This window comes from Anaerobacillus sp. ABA4_114 (genome assembly GCF_056159065.1).
In genome coordinates this window covers 93,265-113,679 of the sequence record NZ_JBSWUM010000002.1, presented here as the reverse complement: position 1 = coordinate 113,679, position 20,415 = coordinate 93,265, and the positions used below count along the sequence as shown (strand labels likewise).

At 34.8% G+C, this 20,415-nt stretch carries 25 protein-coding genes; 10 read left to right on the top strand and 15 right to left on the bottom strand.

Annotated elements, in window-relative coordinates:
- Positions 1-150: 150 nt before the first annotated feature.
- On the top strand, positions 151-408 hold the full coding sequence (locus ACXAEY_RS21900) for a helix-turn-helix domain-containing protein (RefSeq protein WP_474815139.1): 258 nt from the start codon (positions 151-153) through the stop codon (positions 406-408).
- A gap of 431 nt (positions 409-839) precedes the next feature.
- Here the strand turns inward: ACXAEY_RS21900 and ACXAEY_RS21895 are convergent, their stop codons facing one another.
- The 6 genes from ACXAEY_RS21895 to ACXAEY_RS21870 all read right to left on the bottom strand — a co-directional run bounded on the left by ACXAEY_RS21895 (position 840) and on the right by ACXAEY_RS21870 (position 4,911).
- Complete coding sequence (locus ACXAEY_RS21895; RefSeq protein ID WP_474815137.1) at positions 840-1,067, bottom strand: hypothetical protein; 228 nt, start codon at positions 1,065-1,067, stop codon at positions 840-842.
- Between the two features lie 260 nt (positions 1,068-1,327).
- Positions 1,328-1,477: a hypothetical protein gene (locus ACXAEY_RS21890; RefSeq protein ID WP_474815135.1), complete on the bottom strand. Its 150-nt coding sequence runs from the start codon at positions 1,475-1,477 to the stop codon at positions 1,328-1,330.
- 167 nt (positions 1,478-1,644) lie between these two features.
- Positions 1,645-1,794, bottom strand: coding sequence for a hypothetical protein (locus tag ACXAEY_RS21885; protein ID WP_474815133.1), 150 nt, complete (start codon positions 1,792-1,794; stop codon positions 1,645-1,647).
- 14 nt (positions 1,795-1,808) lie between these two features.
- A complete protein-coding gene (locus tag ACXAEY_RS21880; protein WP_474815131.1) occupies positions 1,809-2,582 on the bottom strand; it encodes a hypothetical protein in 774 nt (257 codons plus the stop codon).
- A gap of 55 nt (positions 2,583-2,637) precedes the next feature.
- The gene (locus ACXAEY_RS21875) at positions 2,638-3,147 is read right to left on the bottom strand and encodes a hypothetical protein (protein ID WP_474815130.1); all 510 of its coding nucleotides are present in this window, start codon (positions 3,145-3,147) and stop codon (positions 2,638-2,640) included.
- A gap of 573 nt (positions 3,148-3,720) precedes the next feature.
- Positions 3,721-4,911 (bottom strand): hypothetical protein, encoded by a 1,191-nt coding sequence (locus ACXAEY_RS21870; RefSeq protein ID WP_474815128.1) that lies wholly within the window; start codon positions 4,909-4,911, stop codon positions 3,721-3,723.
- Between the two features lie 148 nt (positions 4,912-5,059).
- On the opposite strand from ACXAEY_RS21870, the gene ACXAEY_RS21865 reads away from it, so the two are divergent.
- The 3 genes from ACXAEY_RS21865 to ACXAEY_RS21855 all read left to right on the top strand — a co-directional run bounded on the left by ACXAEY_RS21865 (position 5,060) and on the right by ACXAEY_RS21855 (position 6,839).
- Positions 5,060-5,218 carry a hypothetical protein gene (locus tag ACXAEY_RS21865; RefSeq protein WP_474815126.1) on the top strand — a complete coding sequence of 53 codons (159 nt, stop codon included), beginning with the start codon at positions 5,060-5,062 and terminating at the stop codon, positions 5,216-5,218.
- A gap of 146 nt (positions 5,219-5,364) precedes the next feature.
- On the top strand, positions 5,365-5,634 hold the full coding sequence (locus ACXAEY_RS21860) for a metallophosphoesterase (protein ID WP_474815124.1): 270 nt from the start codon (positions 5,365-5,367) through the stop codon (positions 5,632-5,634).
- A 308-nt stretch (positions 5,635-5,942) separates the two neighbouring features.
- On the top strand, positions 5,943-6,839 hold the full coding sequence (locus ACXAEY_RS21855; RefSeq protein WP_474815122.1) for a hypothetical protein: 897 nt from the start codon (positions 5,943-5,945) through the stop codon (positions 6,837-6,839).
- 301 nt (positions 6,840-7,140) lie between these two features.
- Here the strand turns inward: ACXAEY_RS21855 and dat are convergent, their stop codons facing one another.
- Complete coding sequence (dat, locus tag ACXAEY_RS21850) at positions 7,141-8,022, bottom strand: D-amino-acid transaminase (protein WP_474815120.1); 882 nt, start codon at positions 8,020-8,022, stop codon at positions 7,141-7,143.
- Positions 8,023-8,193: 171 nt separating this feature from the next.
- Here dat and ACXAEY_RS21845 point away from each other — a divergent pair, with 171 nt between their 5' ends.
- Complete coding sequence (locus ACXAEY_RS21845; RefSeq protein ID WP_474815119.1) at positions 8,194-9,270, top strand: hypothetical protein; 1,077 nt, start codon at positions 8,194-8,196, stop codon at positions 9,268-9,270.
- 440 nt (positions 9,271-9,710) lie between these two features.
- Complete coding sequence (locus ACXAEY_RS21840; RefSeq protein WP_474815118.1) at positions 9,711-10,046, top strand: hypothetical protein; 336 nt, start codon at positions 9,711-9,713, stop codon at positions 10,044-10,046.
- 146 nt (positions 10,047-10,192) lie between these two features.
- Here the strand turns inward: ACXAEY_RS21840 and ACXAEY_RS21835 are convergent, their stop codons facing one another.
- Complete coding sequence (locus ACXAEY_RS21835) at positions 10,193-10,357, bottom strand: hypothetical protein (RefSeq protein WP_474815116.1); 165 nt, start codon at positions 10,355-10,357, stop codon at positions 10,193-10,195.
- A gap of 402 nt (positions 10,358-10,759) precedes the next feature.
- Positions 10,760-10,945 (bottom strand): hypothetical protein, encoded by a 186-nt coding sequence (locus tag ACXAEY_RS21830; protein ID WP_474815115.1) that lies wholly within the window; start codon positions 10,943-10,945, stop codon positions 10,760-10,762.
- 351 nt (positions 10,946-11,296) lie between these two features.
- On the opposite strand from ACXAEY_RS21830, the gene ACXAEY_RS21825 reads away from it, so the two are divergent.
- On the top strand, positions 11,297-11,554 hold the full coding sequence (locus ACXAEY_RS21825) for a hypothetical protein (protein ID WP_474815113.1): 258 nt from the start codon (positions 11,297-11,299) through the stop codon (positions 11,552-11,554).
- A 102-nt stretch (positions 11,555-11,656) separates the two neighbouring features.
- Here the strand turns inward: ACXAEY_RS21825 and ACXAEY_RS21820 are convergent, their stop codons facing one another.
- The 4 genes from ACXAEY_RS21820 to ACXAEY_RS21805 form a co-directional block, all read right to left on the bottom strand.
- Complete coding sequence (locus tag ACXAEY_RS21820; protein WP_474815111.1) at positions 11,657-11,860, bottom strand: hypothetical protein; 204 nt, start codon at positions 11,858-11,860, stop codon at positions 11,657-11,659.
- A gap of 26 nt (positions 11,861-11,886) precedes the next feature.
- A complete protein-coding gene (locus ACXAEY_RS21815; protein ID WP_474815109.1) occupies positions 11,887-12,333 on the bottom strand; it encodes a hypothetical protein in 447 nt (148 codons plus the stop codon).
- A gap of 213 nt (positions 12,334-12,546) precedes the next feature.
- Complete coding sequence (locus ACXAEY_RS21810) at positions 12,547-12,756, bottom strand: hypothetical protein (RefSeq protein ID WP_474815107.1); 210 nt, start codon at positions 12,754-12,756, stop codon at positions 12,547-12,549.
- The gene (locus ACXAEY_RS21805) at positions 12,756-12,878 is read right to left on the bottom strand and encodes a hypothetical protein (RefSeq protein ID WP_474815105.1); all 123 of its coding nucleotides are present in this window, start codon (positions 12,876-12,878) and stop codon (positions 12,756-12,758) included. The genes ACXAEY_RS21810 and ACXAEY_RS21805 overlap by 1 nt, the downstream gene beginning before the upstream one ends.
- 201 nt (positions 12,879-13,079) lie before the next feature.
- On the opposite strand from ACXAEY_RS21805, the gene ACXAEY_RS21800 reads away from it, so the two are divergent.
- Together ACXAEY_RS21800 and ACXAEY_RS21795 are read left to right on the top strand one after the other, a co-directional pair.
- Positions 13,080-13,499, top strand: coding sequence for a recombinase family protein (locus ACXAEY_RS21800; protein ID WP_474815103.1), 420 nt, complete (start codon positions 13,080-13,082; stop codon positions 13,497-13,499).
- An 80-nt stretch (positions 13,500-13,579) separates the two neighbouring features.
- On the top strand, positions 13,580-14,164 hold the full coding sequence (locus ACXAEY_RS21795; RefSeq protein ID WP_474815101.1) for a hypothetical protein: 585 nt from the start codon (positions 13,580-13,582) through the stop codon (positions 14,162-14,164).
- Positions 14,165-14,185: 21 nt separating this feature from the next.
- Here ACXAEY_RS21795 and ACXAEY_RS21790 read toward each other — a convergent pair whose 3' ends face one another.
- Positions 14,186-16,201, bottom strand: a complete 2,016-nt coding sequence (locus ACXAEY_RS21790) for a hypothetical protein (RefSeq protein WP_474815100.1) — start codon at positions 16,199-16,201, stop codon at positions 14,186-14,188.
- A 201-nt stretch (positions 16,202-16,402) separates the two neighbouring features.
- Between ACXAEY_RS21790 and ACXAEY_RS21785 the strand changes: the two genes are divergently transcribed.
- The gene (locus ACXAEY_RS21785) at positions 16,403-17,548 is read left to right on the top strand and encodes a hypothetical protein (RefSeq protein WP_474815098.1); all 1,146 of its coding nucleotides are present in this window, start codon (positions 16,403-16,405) and stop codon (positions 17,546-17,548) included.
- A gap of 257 nt (positions 17,549-17,805) precedes the next feature.
- On the opposite strand, the gene ACXAEY_RS21780 is transcribed toward ACXAEY_RS21785, so the two are convergent.
- Entirely contained in the window at positions 17,806-20,235 is a 2,430-nt protein-coding gene (locus ACXAEY_RS21780; protein ID WP_474815096.1) for a M23 family metallopeptidase, read from the bottom strand.
- Between the last annotated feature and the right edge of the window lie 180 nt (positions 20,236-20,415).

The window sequence follows — 20,415 nt, the reverse complement described above, 5'->3', positions numbered from 1 at the left end:
AGTCTGTATCTATTACAGGCTTTTTCACTTTTACATTTTACTGTTAACATAATATTCATATGGTTAATTAGAGGTTATAACACGGATGGTATTTCACAAACTATCTTTTCTAACTTATACTAAACCTAGAAATAAAAAAGGATGTGACCTATGAAGACCTTTGAAGATTTAAGAGAAGAATTTTTTGATGAAGATCCTATCGATGCTACTTCCATAGCATTAATTACTAATTTAGTAGCAGCACGAAACAGATTGAAATTATCACAAGAACAAGTTGCACGAATGACTGGGATTCCCCAACCTTCTATTGCAAGGATTGAATCTCTAAAAGTTAATCCTAGCCTTGGTACTCTCGTGCTTATGGGAAATGCTTTGGGAATGAAACTTAAATTTGTTATAAACGAATAGCTTTTAGAATTTCAAAAGACCGAAACTAGTCATTTTGAGCAATATAACGCCTAACATCATCTGATACAAAGCGAATGGTGGGAGCATTATAGGCGAAAAATGTTCGTAATAATATAAAGAGGGACGTTAGCCTATAAAAGACCAACCATCCCTCTTCTAATTCATCCCTTTGATAAATCTAACTAGAGCCTTGTGATTCCTGGTTTAGCATATGGAGCAGATTTAGTCCTTCTCATTACACAGTAACCGACTTTCTCGCCATTTTCTAACGTATTTACACCTTGCTCTACCAAGAACGAAGGGTGATCTTTAAAGAACTTTCTCACTTTCCACCTTTTGTACATACGTATAAAGATATGACCACCACCTTCTTCTAATTATATGGAAAGATCGCATCCCAATGTTGGTTGTTTTAGCATAAACAGTGTTAGTCAGTCTTGGTTTGTTTCTACTTCAGATTCTACCTGTCTAGATATAATCCCGCTATTTATCAAGTGGATAAACGATTCTCTTGGAAATGTACCGTAGCTGTTAGTATCCAAAAAAGTAATCTGGACATTCGCCTCGTTAGCTTTATTGACTTGGAGGCGATCCGTATTTACATAATTCGCATTCATATTTTCATCAATACTAAAAATCATATCTTTTTCTAAAAGCATTATAGCCCACTTCCTTCTATTTGTTGTTGCATATTATATTGAATATCGTATAACCTTATTTTTTATTAAAACTATAACAACACAAAAGAAATAATATCAAAATAAATAATATGGTGTCTACCCATTTTTAAAATATAAGAAACAAGAACTACATTATCAAAGAGACCTCTCTAAACTAGCAAGGTTTTGAGCATTTATTTAAGATCATAGCAACTAACAACGGAGCAATCAGCATGTAAAGAACGGAAGATGAATAGTTATTATTCATCTTTGGAATTTATATTGAACTTTTTCTTGATAGCTTCAATTCTTTCTCTTGGCTTTTTTAACTTCTCATCTAACTTTTGTCTTCTCTCCTCATTTATTTCTTGCTGAGATTTGAAAGCGATAATTCTCCCTTTCTTAACCAATCTAAAAAACTCCTCTCACTCGGAAGGGTTAGGTTATTACCGGCGCATATGCAGCTCTAAACATTACTTCTTTTAATTGTGAATCAACATACTTATAACTAAACGGGATGAGTTAGATACAGAAAAAACCTTGCGCATCGCAAGGTTTTTAGGCTTTAGTTTCTATTTTAGGAAGTTACTTTTTTAAGTTCTTTCGCACTTACTTTTCTAAACTTTGGGTCATAGTTAGGAGGAACTTTGTTTGATCTTTTAATAACAGCAACATTATATTTCTTACCGCTTACTGTTTTGAAAATCGTTTTCATAATTGCTTTCATCCTTGTCCCCTCCTTTATGTTAATTTTACCATTTCATCCGTGAACTTGTCCACTCTGCCTAATAACATGAGATAGGAAGTTGCCGTAATGAATGAATTGTGGCTATCTTTATTGACCATACCCTTTTTATAGGAAAATATAACAAAACCTAATTTGAATTCGCCTAGATTTTGAACCCAAACCATTTCTTCCACGAGTCCATTACTATCACTAAACTGCCTGATATCATCGACATAAAATCGACTTTTAGGCATTGCGAGAGCCCATTTAACCCAGTCGCTTTCTTCTTTAGTAAACTGGTTTTCGCCTGAAGATGTCATCATCGTAATACCATCATCTTTGGGCACAATCCATAAGCATTTATGGTATTGGTCACCCGCATCAAATATATTAGAAACCCCTCTTTCAAATTCCTTCATAAATGAGAGCATCTCTGCTTTCACTACTAATTCATCTTTTTGTTGATCAATACTGTCCAATACTACCGCTAATTCTTCATCACATAATGAAAAGGGATGTTCGTTTTCTTTACGCTTGAATGAACGAATGACCGCCCATACCCCGAACACAAATCCTAGGTAAATGAACACCAACATAAAGATGAAGAGCCATTGAAGGAATTCAGAAGTGGTACTATCAGGCGCTATTAGAATAAGTTTCTCAAATGGAAATGTTAATGCATTTTGTATTGGGTCTATGATTGATTTCAATGCAGACTTTAATATTGTGAACGCAAATAACAACACCCCTACAACGATACCACTTATTGTCCATTTCTTCTTAGACAAAGCGCTACCTCCTTCAATACTTTATTGGATATCTCATAATAAACGATTTATACTGTTACCAAAAACGGATCGCATCGCCCTCAATAAACCCTGTTTCCTTATAGGTCACCAAGTGTGATATCCGATTATCAAGCCTCTTTCCAGGTACTATGTATCCCTTACCACCATCATCAAAAAGGGTGTACATTTTCACACTAGGATTATCTTTCACATAGTTGTTAACCTCATCGAAATCCTCCCATAAGTAACATACATTGTCATTCTGAGAGTGGTGACCTGGTGACTTTAAGAATTCTCCTTTGCTTAAAAACGCGTTTAAGGCTTCCTTTTCTTCATCACTAATAGGATACCTTTCGAAATTTAAGTCATCAATTGCATTTTCAACCTCGTCTTCCATTACTGTTTCAATTTCGAGCAAAAACTCTTCTTTTCCACCTTTCTCTTCTTCCTTAATATCTGCCTTTTGTGCTGCAGTTTTCACAACTTTTTCTTTTTGTTCTGGTGATAACTCATACCCCACCGTTTCGATATAATCATTAGCTGCTTCAATTATTAATTCTCTCATAATATTCCTCCTAATAGTGCTGATTTGACAAACACAGTATACAAGACCTATTAAAAAAATGTGAAAATATACGGCAAACTCTTGTCACGACTACCTAAAGAACTATTGAAAAGAAAAAGGTTGGTTAATCCAATATGGACTAACCAACCTTGTCTAGGGCATTTTTCTTACTGATCACTCACTTTTGTGCCATTTTTATATTCTTGTTACCCCTGGCTTAGCATGAGGTATATGCTCAGGCTTTTTGATTACACAATAACTGTACTTCTGACCGTTTTCTAGGGTCTTTACGCCTTGTTCAATTATCTCCGAAGGATGATCTCTAAAAAACTTCTTTACCTTCCATCTCCTATACATACGAATAAGATTAATAACACCACCACCTTATACTACGTAATTAAAGTGAAAGATACAAATTCTTTCTTTATAATGTATGCATTTGTGGTGTTCTTATTCTATTCAGGCAATAAAGGAGTTACAATAGCTAGTCGAACTCAATCATATCTCAATAAGGGAACCTAGATATATCAACTGTGAACAACATTTCTAGAGTATACAAAAACTCTACGGAAATCACTTTCTACATTCGGGACACCCTTTTGATTTAAGCATACTGTCCGGAGCTCTCGTAAATACATGTCCGCATAGTATATGTTTAAACTTCATTTGGGTCCTCATATTCTTATAAGGGGATAAAAACTCATATTCATTGCCAAAACGTTCTTGAACTTTCTTTAAGAAAGCTTGCTCACGAGTGCCAACACCTACTGCACAGTGCGGACAATGACGACCATATTTAAACGCATTAGGCGTCCTCATAAATTCCCTTCCGCATGGCAAATGTTTCATCCTTAATTTCGTGTGAGCATTAACATACATATCTAAAACAACGTACTCATTTTCTCCCCATAAAGCTATCTCTTCTAAGAACTGCGTGTGTGTTTTAGTGATCTTCTTGTTTCCTTGCTTTCGCATACAAACTCTGCATCTATTACCAGAGAGGAATACACTAGGAGCCATATAAAACTCACCACCACAGACAGTATGTTCAAAAAGCATTTTCTCTGTAGAGTACCTGTAAGGTGATTTAACCTTATATTCCCCATCTGTAAGGTCTTTAACTATGCTCTTGAATTCTTCAGTTGTTCGTTTAGGCTTACTTTCTATCTCCCCATCACAATACGGGCAGCGCGGATGCTTTATAAAGTTCCCAGCACGAATTTGAAAAGACTTGCCACACGAATGATGTTTTACCTCAATCTTATCCATCATTCTATTGTAGGAAGAACAAATAGAAAAAGAATCATTAGTAAGCTCAGAGATCCGCTTTTTATACTCTCCTTCAGTCAGTTTCATTCTTCCGTTGCAGTGAGGACAACGATTTCCCCTTATAAAATTCATTGGAGGCGTTGAGTAGGTATTCCCACAAACTTCGTGTTTTAAAGTAACTGTCGAATTTCGGGTGTGATAATCACCAATTAACTCGTAGTCTCCATTACCTAATTCAAACAGTTCTTTTTGAAATTCTTCTTTTGATATTTTGCGATTTAATCTACAAAAAGGGCACCGAGATTTGTCGTGAAAAAACTGCAAAGGAGTTAGTTCAAAAGTATTATCGCAATCAACATGGCGAAACCTTACCTTATCTCCTGCCCCTGTATAATCGGTTAGCGGAATATATTCGTATCCTACCTCTTCAAAAACTCTTTGCTTAAAATTACGATCTTTTATCTTTATATTTCCATTGTTATTGATTGTGACCACCTCAAACACTTGCTGATTTTATTTTAGCATGAGTTATCAATGTGATGCGAGGAGCGGTCAATTAGAAGTTTCCTCTACCCCTTCCGATAGAGGAAACTTCTAATTCCATTAACAGTATGTAACAAATCAGGAAAAGGAGGTCGGTTACTTGAAAAGCACAAGGTGGAGCAAAAGACTCTTAAACATCTCACCTTTTCCTATTATGGTCGGTGTATTCCATGAGATCACATATGACGGTTCTATTCTTATCGGACTTACTATTTCTACTTCGTTACTAATTATGTCTACAGTAATATCCCCTCGTTAACTCGAAAAGCTAAAATACTGAGAAGTCTATTTGGAAAAATGCTACAATTATAAAAAGGGCAAAGGAGATTGACTAATACAAATGCTTACAGGAATCAGACTAAAAAAGAATACTTACATAAAACTAATATTCAAGGATCACAAATTATGAATTATTTCACAGCTGACAGCCACTTCTTTCATCCCAATATCATTAAGCATGAAAAGAGACCTTTTTCGAACACCGAAGAGATGAATGAATATTTAGTTGAAGCATGGAATTCGTGTATCAAACCAACTGACACCGTCTACCATCTTGGCGATTTATCTTTCGGATCCGTAGACGAAACTGTCGCAATTGTAAAGCGTTTAAAAGGAAAGCTCATTCTGATACAAGGTAATCATGATTCGTCGAAACAAATTAAAGCCTTACAATAGGAAAATCTACTTCACGAATGGCATCCAGTCGGAATGACGCTAAAACACAGCAAACAACAAATGTGGCTCACCCACTATCCGCTCGAAACAGGAATGCGTTTAAAAAAATGGTCTGTTCATGGTCACATCCACGGAAACCCCTCTTCATGTCATACACAAATAAACGTAGGCGTTGACAGTCCTCATTTTACGAACGAACGCTTCGGTTCGTTAGTTTCAATGGAGGAATTGCTTTTTCTGATGAACCAACGACTTCCTGTCATCCAAGAAAGCCTCGAAAACCGAAAAAGAGAAAAGGAGAATTTATGATGGATCACTTTCCAATTTCTATTCCAATCGATTTCAGCAAATATACAAAACATATGATGAACACAACTTCTCCAAGTTATAGAAAGATGAGAACTGATTTCGTGCTCTCTATACCACATTCCCTTATGAGCAAAGTAGACATTAAACAAGTCGAGGTGGATAGCAAATGCGTCCCCTACCTTAGGTTTTTCACCCTCCCTGAATCAAGTATTTTAAAAGAAGATATTATATTCAAAACCATAGATGATAATCAAATGACTTCGAAAATCCAATCAACCTGGACATTAGATGGAACAGTCGAAGAGTATCTTTCAGATATATTAACCTTTTCATTAATCGATAAAATAAACCGTTTCCCATACTCCAATATCGTTTTTATCACTCTAGACGACATATCAAGAATTTCACAGTACCTTTCATTATATTTCGAAGGTGAAAAGCAAGTAAACTGGATAGATGAAAATGAAATTACCATCACTAGCCCAAAAGGGACAACATCATTGAACATTTTTAATCATGGTTACTTCACCCTCAAAACAAACAACCCTTTAGACTGCCAAGAAATTGAGGACTCATTATTGAGTTATTTAGGCTTGTACACTTCCGGTAACAATAAAAGCTTACCTCTTTTAGAGATAGCAGCCGGTGTTTTTTTCGAATCAGGAAACCTTTTTGAAGACCAAATCAATAAGATCATCTCAGATTACGAAAAGTTCCATGAGCAAAAAATGCATACCGAACTCAAGAACAAACTCTTCGATATGAAATTTTTAAAATCCGTTAGAACGATCTCTTCTAAAGTCTTTAGTAATGATTTTGAAAGAGAAGTAAATCAAATTAAGATCATCGAGGAGAAGGTTAAAGATTGGAATAACAAATGGTTGATCAATGTATAGCTTTTTTACTATTTAGTTCGCCATTTTTCTACCATTAAACCGAACAACCAATTGAACTAAGATATGCAATGGAAAACTACGTCTAAACTCAATAGCGACGTATTATAAACATAAAAAAGAAGGTGAACCGATTAAACCTTTCGGACCACCTTCTTTTTTGTACAGATATTTTATGATGAATATCATTCCCTGCTAATGTCGTTAATATTCCCCACTTCCTCTTTCAACTCTTTAATTCCGTCTAGTGGTCACAATAACTTCGAAAAAAGAGGATGGGAATAGAACTTTCTAAGACAGTATACTAATTTACTTTTATATCATTTTCATATTCCTCTTGTAGCGACCTGGTGATATCGCCTACAGGGAATTCCGTATTCATAGGACTGAACTTAGAAGGGACCACTTTCGTTATTGGAATGATTTCAGCTGTCGTACTCGTCAAAAACAATTCATCCATCTCTCCTATTTCTTTCAAAGTAACTTCCTTCTCTAAATAAGGGATCGTCAATTTCTCACAAAACTCCCTGACCTTCATCCTGGTAATCCCATTCAAAATGAAATTGTTAGCAGGATGAGTAATAACCGTACCGTCCTTGACCATAAAAATATTAGATGCACTTCCTTCTGTTACATATGGCTCTTCTCCGATAGTACGGACTTGTATGGCTTCAAAGCAATCATGCTCTGTTGCTTCAGTTTTAGCAATAACGTTAGGAAGTAAATTCAAACTCTTAATATTACATCGGAGCCACCTTTGGTCCTCTGTAAGTATAGTTGATACACCGGTTTTAATGAGTTCTTTAGGTCTTGGTTTCTTCATGATGTAAGCCACTATATTCCCTTCTACATGAACTGGGAAAGTGTGATCCCTAGGAGCGCTGCCTCTACTAATCTGCATATAAACATAACCATCATCCCCAAAGTCATTTCGACTTACTAGCGATTCTAAAACTCCCATAAGCTGACCTTTCGTGTATGGAATGTCTAGCTTTATCTCCTGTGCAGATGTAAATAAGCGGTTTATATGCTCCTCCAAGGTATAATAATTTCCATTATAAATCCGTATGACTTCGTAAATTCCATCCCCAAATTGAAATGCCCGTTCTTCAAAAGGAAAGCTAACCTCTTCTATGTCAGTATTAACAAAACTTCCATTCCAGAATACAACTTTTTCGTTCCCCATCCCTTTCAACTCCTTGTGTGTTATTAGGTATTCACTTTAATTAAATCTATCTTAAACCTCCCTTTCAAAAAGGGAATTTAGAGATGTTTTTTATACCCTCGGTCCTTTACAAAGTTGAAAAATTATATAAATAGTGTATTATTTTAAAAAGTTATAAGAGGTGAATATTTAATGCCAAATCAATATACTAATCCTTGGACTTTAGAACAAAAAAATTCCCTTCAAAGTCATTCGAGTACATACAGTGTTAGGACACTTTCTAAAAAGGTCGGTCATAGCGAAGGCGAAACAAGGAGAATGCTTCAGACTATTAGAAAAAACGAGTGGTCAAAACAGGGGTATATGACCCCAAACCAACTCTCAAAACATTTAGGAATTTGTAGCAAGACGGTTACCAAATGGATAGAAAAGCATGCCCTTCATCATATTGAAGATCGAGCTGACTTTAGAACTTCCCGTAAAAATAATCGATATTATGTTCATCCTAGGCGCTTTTGGAGATGGGCTAAACATAATAAGAACCTAGTTAATTTTAACAAAATAAAAGAACCTCACTTATTCCCTTTTATCCCAGAGTGGGCTATTTTAGAAACCAGGAAACAATCAACCATTACAATATCAAAAGTTCCAAATGACCCATTTGAGGAAGAGGAGAACATACTTAACCTTTATAAAAGTGGATCTACTATGAGTGAAATTTCAAAGCATTTAGGTTGCGGAGTTAGAGAAGTAGAAAAACGAATTAAGAAGGTAAGGCTACAAGGCGAAATCATAGTGGATTATAAATTGATTGAAGACATTGTTTATGTAAAAGGGTTCAAAAGAAGTAACTTGAAAACCGTCAAATCATTATCTAAAGCTTTGTCTGTAAGCGAATCCACAGTAAAGAAACTTTATCACGATGAAAGACTTCCTATGCATTTAAAACGAATTCGTTTATCTAGCGGGAAGGTCGCTGACATGTTCATTATTAGTGAACAAGCCTTCTGGAGCTGGTATAACAATAACCCCAGCAAGATTAATGGTGCAAAATTGAAAAGAAGTTATTTTTCTTTTGTTCCTGAATGGTTCGAGATTCACATTGCTCGTAACTATAAAAAACAATTCAAACCCTACACTGAGTCAGAAGACCGTAAACTTATAGCATATAAAAAGCAAGGCTACACTTTTAAAGCTATAGGAGAAATGTTAGCTCGATCCGAAAACAGTGCAGCAAATAGATATCGCAGAATTTGCAAATATGAGTAAGCATTTTTGTTAATGCTTTTTGAAACCATAGGGAAAATATATCCCCCTACTTATTTCATCTAAGATAATAACTCATAGGATAGTTAGCCGTAATTTGGCTGAGTATCCTATTTTAATTATTCAATTTTATTTACAACGTTTTTAGTTTTAATTTCAAAATACGTTATGCTACAATGAACTAACGTCACATTCTACAAAATTTCTCTGTTGTCTATGCACCAATAAAATCTAATAACTTACCAATATCAATTGGCATTTGTTTAGATGTTCATAAGACTATAGAGCCTTTAGCTACATCACAATCTGGTACCCTGGACGACAGGTACCTGAGCAGGATGTAGCTCTTTTTTTGTAGCAGGATTTGTGGAGTTGGCATAAGGTAGCATTACTAAAAGAACTTCTGTAAGATGAAACTATATTCAACAACTGGAGTGATAGATATGAACCTGGGACAACTATTAGCATTTGAATACTTTCATCAACTACACAAGAACCAGGAGCAACTGGATAAGGAGAAAGTGATCAAGGATTACTCCGAAATCAGACCTACTGATGATTCTGACGTTCGCTTAGCCTATAACTTATATGAATATGCGAAAAAGAACTATAATGATGAAATATGGACTGTTATCGAAAAACAAATGGAACGTAATTATATCGTTCGCGACCACTTTAAAAACAACCAAACGGACAAAGGTATAAGCGTGTTAGGAGAAATTATGGGGACGCTTAATGAGCTCTTTGGTGTTGATTACAGTAAGATAAAAAACCGCTAATTCCGATCCTTACATGAATTATAAATTCCATGTTCTATATAACGCGGCGAATTGAACACAGAATAAACCAATCATTTTAAACAATTCAAAGCAGCATATTTAATATAGAAAAAACACAAAGGTCATATTCCTTTGTGTTTTTTACTTTACTTCACTTTCTCTTTTAGTCGACCACTATCCCCTTTTGATTCTATCCATTGAATAAGCTTGTTCACATCCTCATCATTTCCCCAAGAAAAACTTTCAGGCTTCACTTCTACCCAATACTCTTTTAATTTTGCTTCTAAGAATTCATCAGTATATTTAGTCACGTAATTTCTCCCTTACTACGAAATTTTGTTATAGAAATTTTGTTTACCTAAATATTATACGGTTTTTTAAATTCTTCAGGAAAAGAGATGGATTTTATATATTTTCAGATTTTTTAAATGATTCTACAATTTCCGTGTACAATCACATATAAAAAGGGGGTTTTATATGAAAAATCCAAGAATATTACCAATCGTATTATCTGCTACTGCTGGAATATCTATTTTATATTTCTCTCTATGGTTAAATAATGAGTTTTCTGTAATGTTATATATTGTATCATTTATGACGTTATGGATACCGTTATTCTATAACTTATATCGTTCTAGAAAGACAAAAAGGAGAAGCTAACCTCTCCTTTTTGTAAGCGCATACAACGCTGGTGAAACCAGGGTTTATGGTTTCTAGTCAACTAAACTAAAGAACTTTTTGTGTGTATGCTCAAGACTCTCTTCAATAATGTCTTGAACTGTATAAGAGACATCGGGATTATCATAATCGACACTCTCTTCCTTAGATTTATATTTTATTAACTCTTCGACCATTCTTTGTTGCTCATCCGTCAGTTCAATTGTTACGACCTTAGACATTCCATTTCCTCCTTGTTAGTTGTATTTAACTATTTTTCACCTTACATACAGTAGTCTACCAAACTTTAAACTTACACCTTTACTATTCTGAGACATTTCCTCATATTTAGTAGGGCTCTGATAAAAAGCGGTTTGAAAAAGCTGTTTTTTTGTTTTTATATAACAATGGATGACCTCACCTGATCACCTTACAGCTAATCCACAAACCCTGTTATAATTATGGAAACGATGTTACTACTATATTTAATAAACTTTACAACTAACTTTTCTAATTCAGTCTGTTACTTCCATGATAAACGGTATACCTGAATCTTGCACTTGAACTAAAATAATTATTTATGGGGTGATTAGATGATTAGACAAACGAAGTGGTACCGCGAGGGATTCAAAGAAGGTTTCGAAATAGGAAAACTTGAAAGCGCTAAAGAAAATTTGATTATCTCTATCTCATTAAAAACTAATTACTCAATACCCAACCTTTCCAAAGAGTTCGAGACACAACTCAATTCACTAACCCTTGATAACCAAATGGCGGTGTTTAAAGCAGTTAGTTCAATAGAAAGCAGTAACTTGGAAGATTTCAAAAGAGCAATCGATACATTTTTGTGAAAATACTTAGACCAATACAGACAAATTCGAGTTTCGAAGAGTAGAGATGAACTACTAAAAAGCAGCATAATTATTATGCTGCTTTTTCCTATGTGAAGAATTCTAAACAAAATCCTTATTAATATCAGTTACATTCACAGTATACGAGCTGTCATCAGAGACATGAACTTTTAAAGGAATACCTTTATCCTTAAGAAAGGAAGCGACTTGATTTTGTATCTGATCCGTATACAGAATCGGTTCTTCAATATTACAATCCTTCTTGTTGACCTTAAATACATTCATGCACTTCATTAATAGTTCCAAAGCCCTCTCCCTCTCTTATAAGCAAGTTATTGCGTTACCTGACACAGTTTAGATTCTAACCTTAATTTTAGTATACTTTCTTGAACAACTTCTTCACACTCTTTCCTTACGGGTTCATAATCATCTGTAATAAGATACAAGAATTCTTTATCATTCTCTTGATCAGATGCATCAAAAATATACTCATCAATCTTGCATCCGAAATACATTTGTAGCAACTTATCACCTAACTCTTCATCAAAATCATCTCCATCACTTTCTATGGAGATTAGATCTACACATAAGCTCACCCAAGCCTTTCGGAACTTTTGACCATCTTGTTGTATCACTTTTATCGATACCGGAAAGCGGGAGTTGCTATCAAACTTAACTCTTAACTTCATATGCACTCCATATTTCTTAACTAAGAACTGAGATAACGACCGTTCGATATCTCCCTTGAGCAGTTTATAACAACTAACTTTTTCAACCATCAAAAGTATCTCCCCCACAAATAAAGTCATTAATATTAATTTAACATATGATTTATTATAAAAACACAAGTTAATTAAGGGGTGATATTAATACAACGTAATTTCACATAAATAATTAAATGTGATATATAGAATATAAAAAACCGACATTATATAGTTATAATGTCGGTCGCTCTTTATTAAGTATCATTTGTCTACATAACGTATAAGTAATTACGCTCTGGACGGATCGTAATTCTTTACGATGAAGTATTTTACCAGTGATGTATTAAGTGAAATATCGTCTTCTATAGAAACAAATTTGTTACTGGATAACTTATCTTCCCACTCTTTTCGAACACCTATCATGTCCTCGCTTCGTTCCATATACGTCCCTATTGAGTTGTTTTCGTCAAATATAAATTCTATTTCAAACTTGTTCATTATTTACTCACCAACTCTACTACTCCGAATTGAATGAGTCCCATAACCAAAACAGCAATACCTGCATTAGCAACTACTCCTGCAATAGCCACTTTCTTTAAAATGTTATATGTCTTCTCCAATCTCATTCCCCCTGAATAAAATTATTTAATATTATAAAATAATTTTATCATAACCCCATTATTGTGTCTCGTCATACCTCTCCCCTCTCTAACAATAAGTAGACCTACACAATAAATACAAGCCAAACCATAACAAAAAAGGAGTCTACATAACTAGAAAAGAAAAGACCAACGACATACTGTGTTAAAGGAGATGATATTATGATTTCTAGTTCATTGTTAGTAGATAAGAAACCCCTTTCTCCAAACAACCATATCCCTAGGAAAGCGTTTATTTATAAAGTAAGATCGATGTCAGACTCGCCTTCAACATACTTAAACAAATCCAATGAAATCGTGACGTATATCCAGGATAACAATATAGACGTAATTGAAGTATTTGAAGAAAAATTGAATAAATCATCTAAAAAACGTCCCGAGCTTACAAGACTACTTTCAAAGATCAAAATGCAAGAACCTGCAGAATGCAGTGTCATCATGTATAATATTAAAAGTCTTGGCGACACCGTAGTCGAAACATATTCGACCTTAGAGCAAATGACACAAACCCTTAATCCTCTGATTTTTGTAGAGGGGACACTAGGCAGTAGTTATTCTCCAAAAGTCAAAAATATGAACTAATATATAGATACATAAAGGAAAGACTCAATGAAACTTACAAGGTAAGTTGAGTAGAAAAAATGATAAAAGGAGCGATATTTATGTCCAGTTACACTAAAAACTTAATTAAATTTTGCGGTTTATTAAACGAGACTCAAGAAGAGCTCAACCCCTATTTAGAGGGAACAGAATATAGTGGGACTCAGTTATTTAACACTGTGTACGCCGAACTTATGAAGTGTGTGTCCATTGATAAGGAGATCGAAAACCTCACCAAGTCAGACAAAACGATTTTTGAATTACTATACAAGTATTTCAATAAAGAATTATCCCTCGAATCATCTGTAGAAGAACTTCAACAACACTACAATACGCGATATGAAGTGAATTCAAATGAACCAACCAAATATCTCACTCATTTGTCAGCATTAGAAAAACTTAAGGATATCCATTTACGCATGTGTGCTCAATTCGATTGGGACCCAGACGATAAAGACGATATGATTTATGATAGAATCAATTCATTGGACCTTCTTTTCGCTCTAGATCTCGATATCTATGATGAAACAGAAGATGAAGTAGTGGAGGGTAATTTCTTTTACGATACACACTTTAATAAATTCCTAGATGGCGAACTTAAAGCCATGGATTTCTTAAGAAAAGTGACAATACACTACAACAAATAAAAACCAGACTGTGTCTGGTTTTTATTTGTTTTTCTTATTCCAACCGCTTAATTCACCCTGCTTCTTCCAATTACTCTTCCATGTGTTAATTTCATTTTTAAAATCAGGATTTTGTTCCAGTGTGTGTAGTGCATTCTTTCTTACTTTATACATCCTATCAGTTTCAAAACTGTGTCGTTTCCAAGCATTGAAATCTCTTTCAAATGCCTCAGAAAACGCTGGCGGTTTTTCCGAACTATCTTGCGATTTATTAGATTTAGTACCTGCAGTTGATTTAGAAGAACTACTTATCGTTTTTGGACCTCCTGCTGATTTGGATGTTGTCCTTTTATCTCCAGTAGACCGACTTGCTGATTTCGATGATGTTCCACTGGAATTAGTTCCTATTTTAGGTGATTCTAACAATTTTTGATTTATTGTCCCATTACCTCCAGTAGACCGACTTGTTGATTTCGATGATGTTCCATTGGAATTAGTTCCTATTTTAGGCGATTCTAACAATTTTTGATTCTTGTTTGATGAAGAATTGTTTTTGGTTTCGGTCAAATTAGAATTCTCGTTACTAGTCACGCCCATTCTTTTAGAACCTTCTTTATTTAATTTGTATTTTCCTGATAAGTTAGAACCAGTATCTTTACCTCCGGTTGCCAAACTCGCTCTTTTAACATTCGGTTTACCCATATTCATCGAACCACCACGATTAGCAATTTTGGAACCATTTTGCTTTTTGATCCTATCTGCGATTTGACCAGCATTAGGATTTACTTTTGTAAATTTCCCTGTCATACCATTACTAAGTTTGACTTTATCTCCCGCCTTCGGAACACTCTTAGATTTTTCACCTTTTGAAGCTAGCGCTTTTACAGCTTTTTGACCAAGATTCTTCATCTTCTTAAATTCATTCTTCTCTCCATCTACCGCTCCGATATTACCTAATACAGATTCACCATAATCGATTGATTTTGCTACTAGCTTGACCATAGCGTAAGTTATTAGGAGAACTATGAGAGGGTGAAGCCCACCCAATTCTGCATCTACAGAATTAATGTTCACAATAACCAAACCAGCAACAAGAATACCTACTGCTAAGAAGCTTTGACTGAAGATCTCACCTACCAACTTAGCGATCATCCTTTTAGCAATATTAGCTGTAGAGTCAATTAATAATAGAATAATGATTATCGGCAACAATGCTCCGACAAATACAATGTTTACTGCTCGCATCACCCAGAATAGGACAATTTTCATGATGTCTTTAAGTGCGAATATAATGATTAAAAATACCGTAGAGATCATCATCAATGCATGTGCGCTTGCTTCACCTTCAGTCCCAATAAGATAATGGTTAAGATTCAATGCTAGCGCAGCAGGAACAGCTTGAATAACATTAACGGACTCGCTGAATCCAGGCACTGTAAATTTAACGTGAGTTATGTAATGAACTATAAAATTGTTTAATCCTAAAATATCTTGCATTAAGTATGGAACAATATCTATTGTGATAAATATTATAAATAAATATATGAAAAACTTAGCAGGGTTTAACGGGAACCTACCCGTATTTCCAGTCATCAATTTAATCGCATACACCGGAATTGTAACAACTAATAGAATTTTTGCTAATGATTGCGTAACACTAAATACAGCCATAAAAGCCTGTACATTTGTTATATTGAGCGGTTTTAGAGAAAATAGAAACAACGAAATCACATCAAAAAATCCACCACATGAATTCGCAAATATCGTTTCCATAGCAAGTTCTACTAAGCCTGTAATTAAACCAGATAATACCTTCAACATAGTACCAGGTTCGAATTCATTCTCCTCTGGTGTATCTAGTTCTGGGTTGAAGAAATTTTCGAACCCCTCAGTTTGCTCCTCACAAGAGGTATCAGTACCACTCCATGAAGGCGTAAGTAATCCTCTTGAAGTAACTAACCTACTATCTCCACCGCTTTCTTCTGCAAGTACACTTCCGGGTATGATTGTCGTAATTAAAACAAGTAAAGAAAATAACCATACCCACCCCTTCCGCAAGTCACTCCCCCCTTTCAAAACACCAAAATCGTTTTACAAATCATAATTTAATAAAAGGAATTGTCAACGAATTACGTGATTAAATAACGAGGAGAGCGTCATAACACATATAAACTAGATTAATAGGTATTCGCATTCTTAAAAGGTTTTTTATTGCCAAGTCCAACTAAATGCATATACTTTTGAAAAGGGAGGGTTATGATGTTAAATTCCAAAAAAAAATTAATCTTTATTATCATAGGCATTTTATTGTTAATAGGATTCTTTAGCCTCTATATGTTTTTTATTAACAAAGCTAAAGAAGAGATTCCAGACTCAGGAGGACACAACGAGCCTACTAAAGAGGAAATTATAAACGATAATAATACTCATACTCATATTGAAAATTACACACCAGATGCAAATTCAGAAATGGGAATCGAAACCAAGGATTATTTCAAAGAGCTTGAACATCTAAAAACAGCAGTTAAAAAAGAATCAAATGCTATTTTGAATTCTGCTTACAATGAATATATTTCCTTCAAAACATACGGTAATTTCGCATATACATATAATACTAGAACAAACAAAAAGAACATCATTGATAGAGAAGTTACAGAATCAGTGGTTCTGGAAGATGGTAGCCTTGTATACGTGGATAATTTTATTAAGAATGTTTCCAAGCTAAAACTTTATAACTCTGATACTGGGTTCATTACAGAGTTGTTAACTTATGAATATCAAGAAATACTCAGCCTCAATTATACTAATGGCGTTGTATACTTTACTTATAGCGAATACCAAGAAGATGGTTCTATAGATATCAAATTAGGCAGCTATGTATTGCCGGGATTTGAAGATAAATATCCGAAACACCAACAAAAGAATGATCCTGTTGTTATGAAAGGTATTATGGAAATCCCAGACAAGTTCGAACTCCCGACAATGGCTACATCACTTAATGAACCAGAATTATTGATTGTTAGTTCCACTAATTCAATATCAAAATATCGATTTAATAACGAAATATCGCAAATCCCCACTCAACCAAACATTAAGCATATTAAAAAAATAAAAGTATTAGAGAACGGTTCTATACTAACTTTAGCCTCAACCACTTCTGGAGAAGACAAAGTTTACCTAGACCAATTAGAAATAAAAACGAAACTCAAGTATTTATCTGAGATCACTTCATTAGATAACAATACTTTAATTCTCCAATCGAATCTTAGTTTGTATTTGTATTTTATCGATACTCAAAAACTGTCTTTTATAACAGATAATAGCGAAAAATTTATTACAACAAATAATGCCCTATATTTTCAATCAACTGAAAGAGATTTGTACAGATTAGAAATAAAAAAATAATCGTTTTTAATATAACAGTTCAAGTAACTCTCACCTCTTTGGATAGTAGAGTAAGGGCGTAAAGACAAAGTGCAAAGAACTCTCGTTTCCGTTTTCCAGTTATAAATACACACGGGAGATATTTAATAAAAGATAAGAAAAAACGGTCAGAGGCAAGAAGGCTCTGACCGTTTTTCTTGTGCGTTTTCACAATTTAATCGTAATTTACATGTGCAATTCCGTGTATGTCTTCAAAACGGAACCTATAATCTTAACGCTTATTCTTTTTCTTTTTCTTCTTCGTTATCTTCCGCTGTTACAGAAGGGTAAGCTTTCATAAGTTCAAGCAACTTTTTCTCTTCATTATAAAACCTATTTTTCACTGCATTTTTTACTGCTTGTGTACTTTTTGAAAAATATATATTAACTTTACGTCTCTCTTCATAAACCGCGTTGATTATTTCTTCATCAGACATCGAAGAAGTGTTTTTCCCGCTCAATGCATTTTTAATGACGCTTGTATATGGACCATGTTGCACACTAATACTCCACACCATTTCCTTCACGGCACGATGCCTATTATCATATTCACTAATGAGCGGAACAACCGAAGGATATATTTTTCCATAATGAGATGCGTATATGAAATCCCACTGTGCGTGTTCGAAAAGCATAGGCTGTTTTAATGCCAGGTCCTTCCATCTATTGTGAAAAGCCGTAGACGCAGGCTTATAAGGAGCCAAAGATTGGTGAAATTCAGGATAATTCTTATTTAAGAAGTTACCAAACTCTCCAATCCTTCCTGCTTTAATCTGAAACGTTCCAAACGAATCTAATCCCGTAGAGTCCCAACCTATTGATCCGACTTCACCTTCATACTCAGACACCCATCCTCCAAGGAATCCACCGCCTTCTATTCCTGTAGGAACAAATCCTGGCATGATAATTATTTCTCCATCCATTGCCTTATCAAACCATTCATCCTTAAATTCTTTTGCGCGTTCTTTCGTAAGGTTGACATCCTGATCATTTTTAAAGTCCAATTGCACAGGATCAGTAACGCCGTCCCGTTCATTCTCATCAATCCATGGGTCCACAAAATTCCCCACCATATCAGGAGAACGAAGAGATGTCCCGGCTTCGAAGTGTAAGTGCCAATCTAATTCTTTAGAGTCACTCCTATTATATCCAAAGCCTGAAGCGCCTGCCAACAATTGTCCCTGTTGAACAGTCTGACCTTTCTTAACAACGATGTATTCTTCATCCAAGTGTTGATATTGAGTATAGTATCCGTTCGGATGTTTTAATAACACTGTTGCACCATATCCACTAGCTATCCAACCAGCATATTCAACTTGTCCCCCCGCAGAGGCATATACTGGTACGTGGTTTACCCCACCGTTTCCTAAATCTGACCCGTTATGATCTTTTCTTATAGGGTTTCTAAATGCTATAGTCTTCTGTCTCCCCTCCCAGTTATATGTACCAGGCTCCATCGGGATAATAAAACCTCCCCCTCCAACAGTTACAGTAGGTATACCGCCTTTGATATTGTAATTTTCATAAAGCTGTTTTAGGACATTTGTTATGAAATCTTTGAAATCAGGCTCCGTTTCACTGATAACCTCTGGTTGAACGTAAATAGAATACTTTTCATACCCCCACAACATCTCAGCTGTAGTTCTATGCTCTAAAGAAGAAGTTTTATATGTGTTTTTTTCAATCTTCTTACCCTCACCACAATTAGGTTTATCACCTTCAATTTTTGTATCTTTATGATGTACCAGTTGTAACCCTTCACTAGATGTTCCAGTTGTTAAAGTAAGTTGTTTGTTTTGCATAAAAGCCGTTTCTTCACTAGGTTCGTAATCTGGATCATCAACACATGTATATCTTATCTCAGTCGTAACCCTTTTATGGTTGACGACCCCTTGGTCATCTTTTTTGATTACATCTTCTCCATCATTTATCTCTTTTAAATCTTCACAGTAGTTTTCATCACCTTCATCACCCAAAAAGTAACATTGCACCATCTTTATTTGGGCATATTTTATGTAATCACCGGTATTGAAATTGTTTGAATTAGCACGCCTATATAGATCACTATATGCACCGTTACCTATATGATTAGGATTTCTTCTAGAAGCTGCTGCATCATTAGTTCCTTCAAAAGCTTTTTCTTTCATCTTTTTTGCAATAGCCCAGGTTTTACCCAATTGTGTATCTTTATATTTTTCACTTTCTAATTTTTCTTCGTTATAATTAATTAAAGTAACAAAATGGGTTGTTTGTAAAATAGAGCGTAAAAAAACTTCAGCATCATTCATGGTTTTAGGATCACCATCTTCATCCTTATCAATCATTTCACGGTCCTCAAACTCCATCCCTTTTTGAGACAAATCGTCATCTTCATTAGCTTCCTTTCTTGCTTCTTGAATCTCTTCAGCGAACTCAGTGATTTCTTTATCTGAATAGACATGTTTCTTTTCATTTTCATCATCACAACTAAATGTAATAGTACATAAAAAGGTAGAGAACAGAGCTTCAACAAACATAAAATATAATATCACTATCACACCAACCAACTTAGCCATGAATGATAATACAGAACCTCCAGCTTCTTGTGCCTTCTTCTTAGCAGCACTTTTCGCCATCTTCTTCATAGCTTTTAAAGCAAATTTACCTGCAACTTTTAATGCAGTTAGCACATTCCCACCCCCTTTAATTAAACGCATAAGGTTTCGAAAATTATAGTGGAAAAGTCTATGTTTGCAAGCTATTTAGTCGATTTGATTAATCCACGACTCATATAAGCCGATAATTTAATAACAGTAATCCTTAAGAACTTTTTTTATTGCTTTTTTATAGAATCATTTATACTTGTAAAA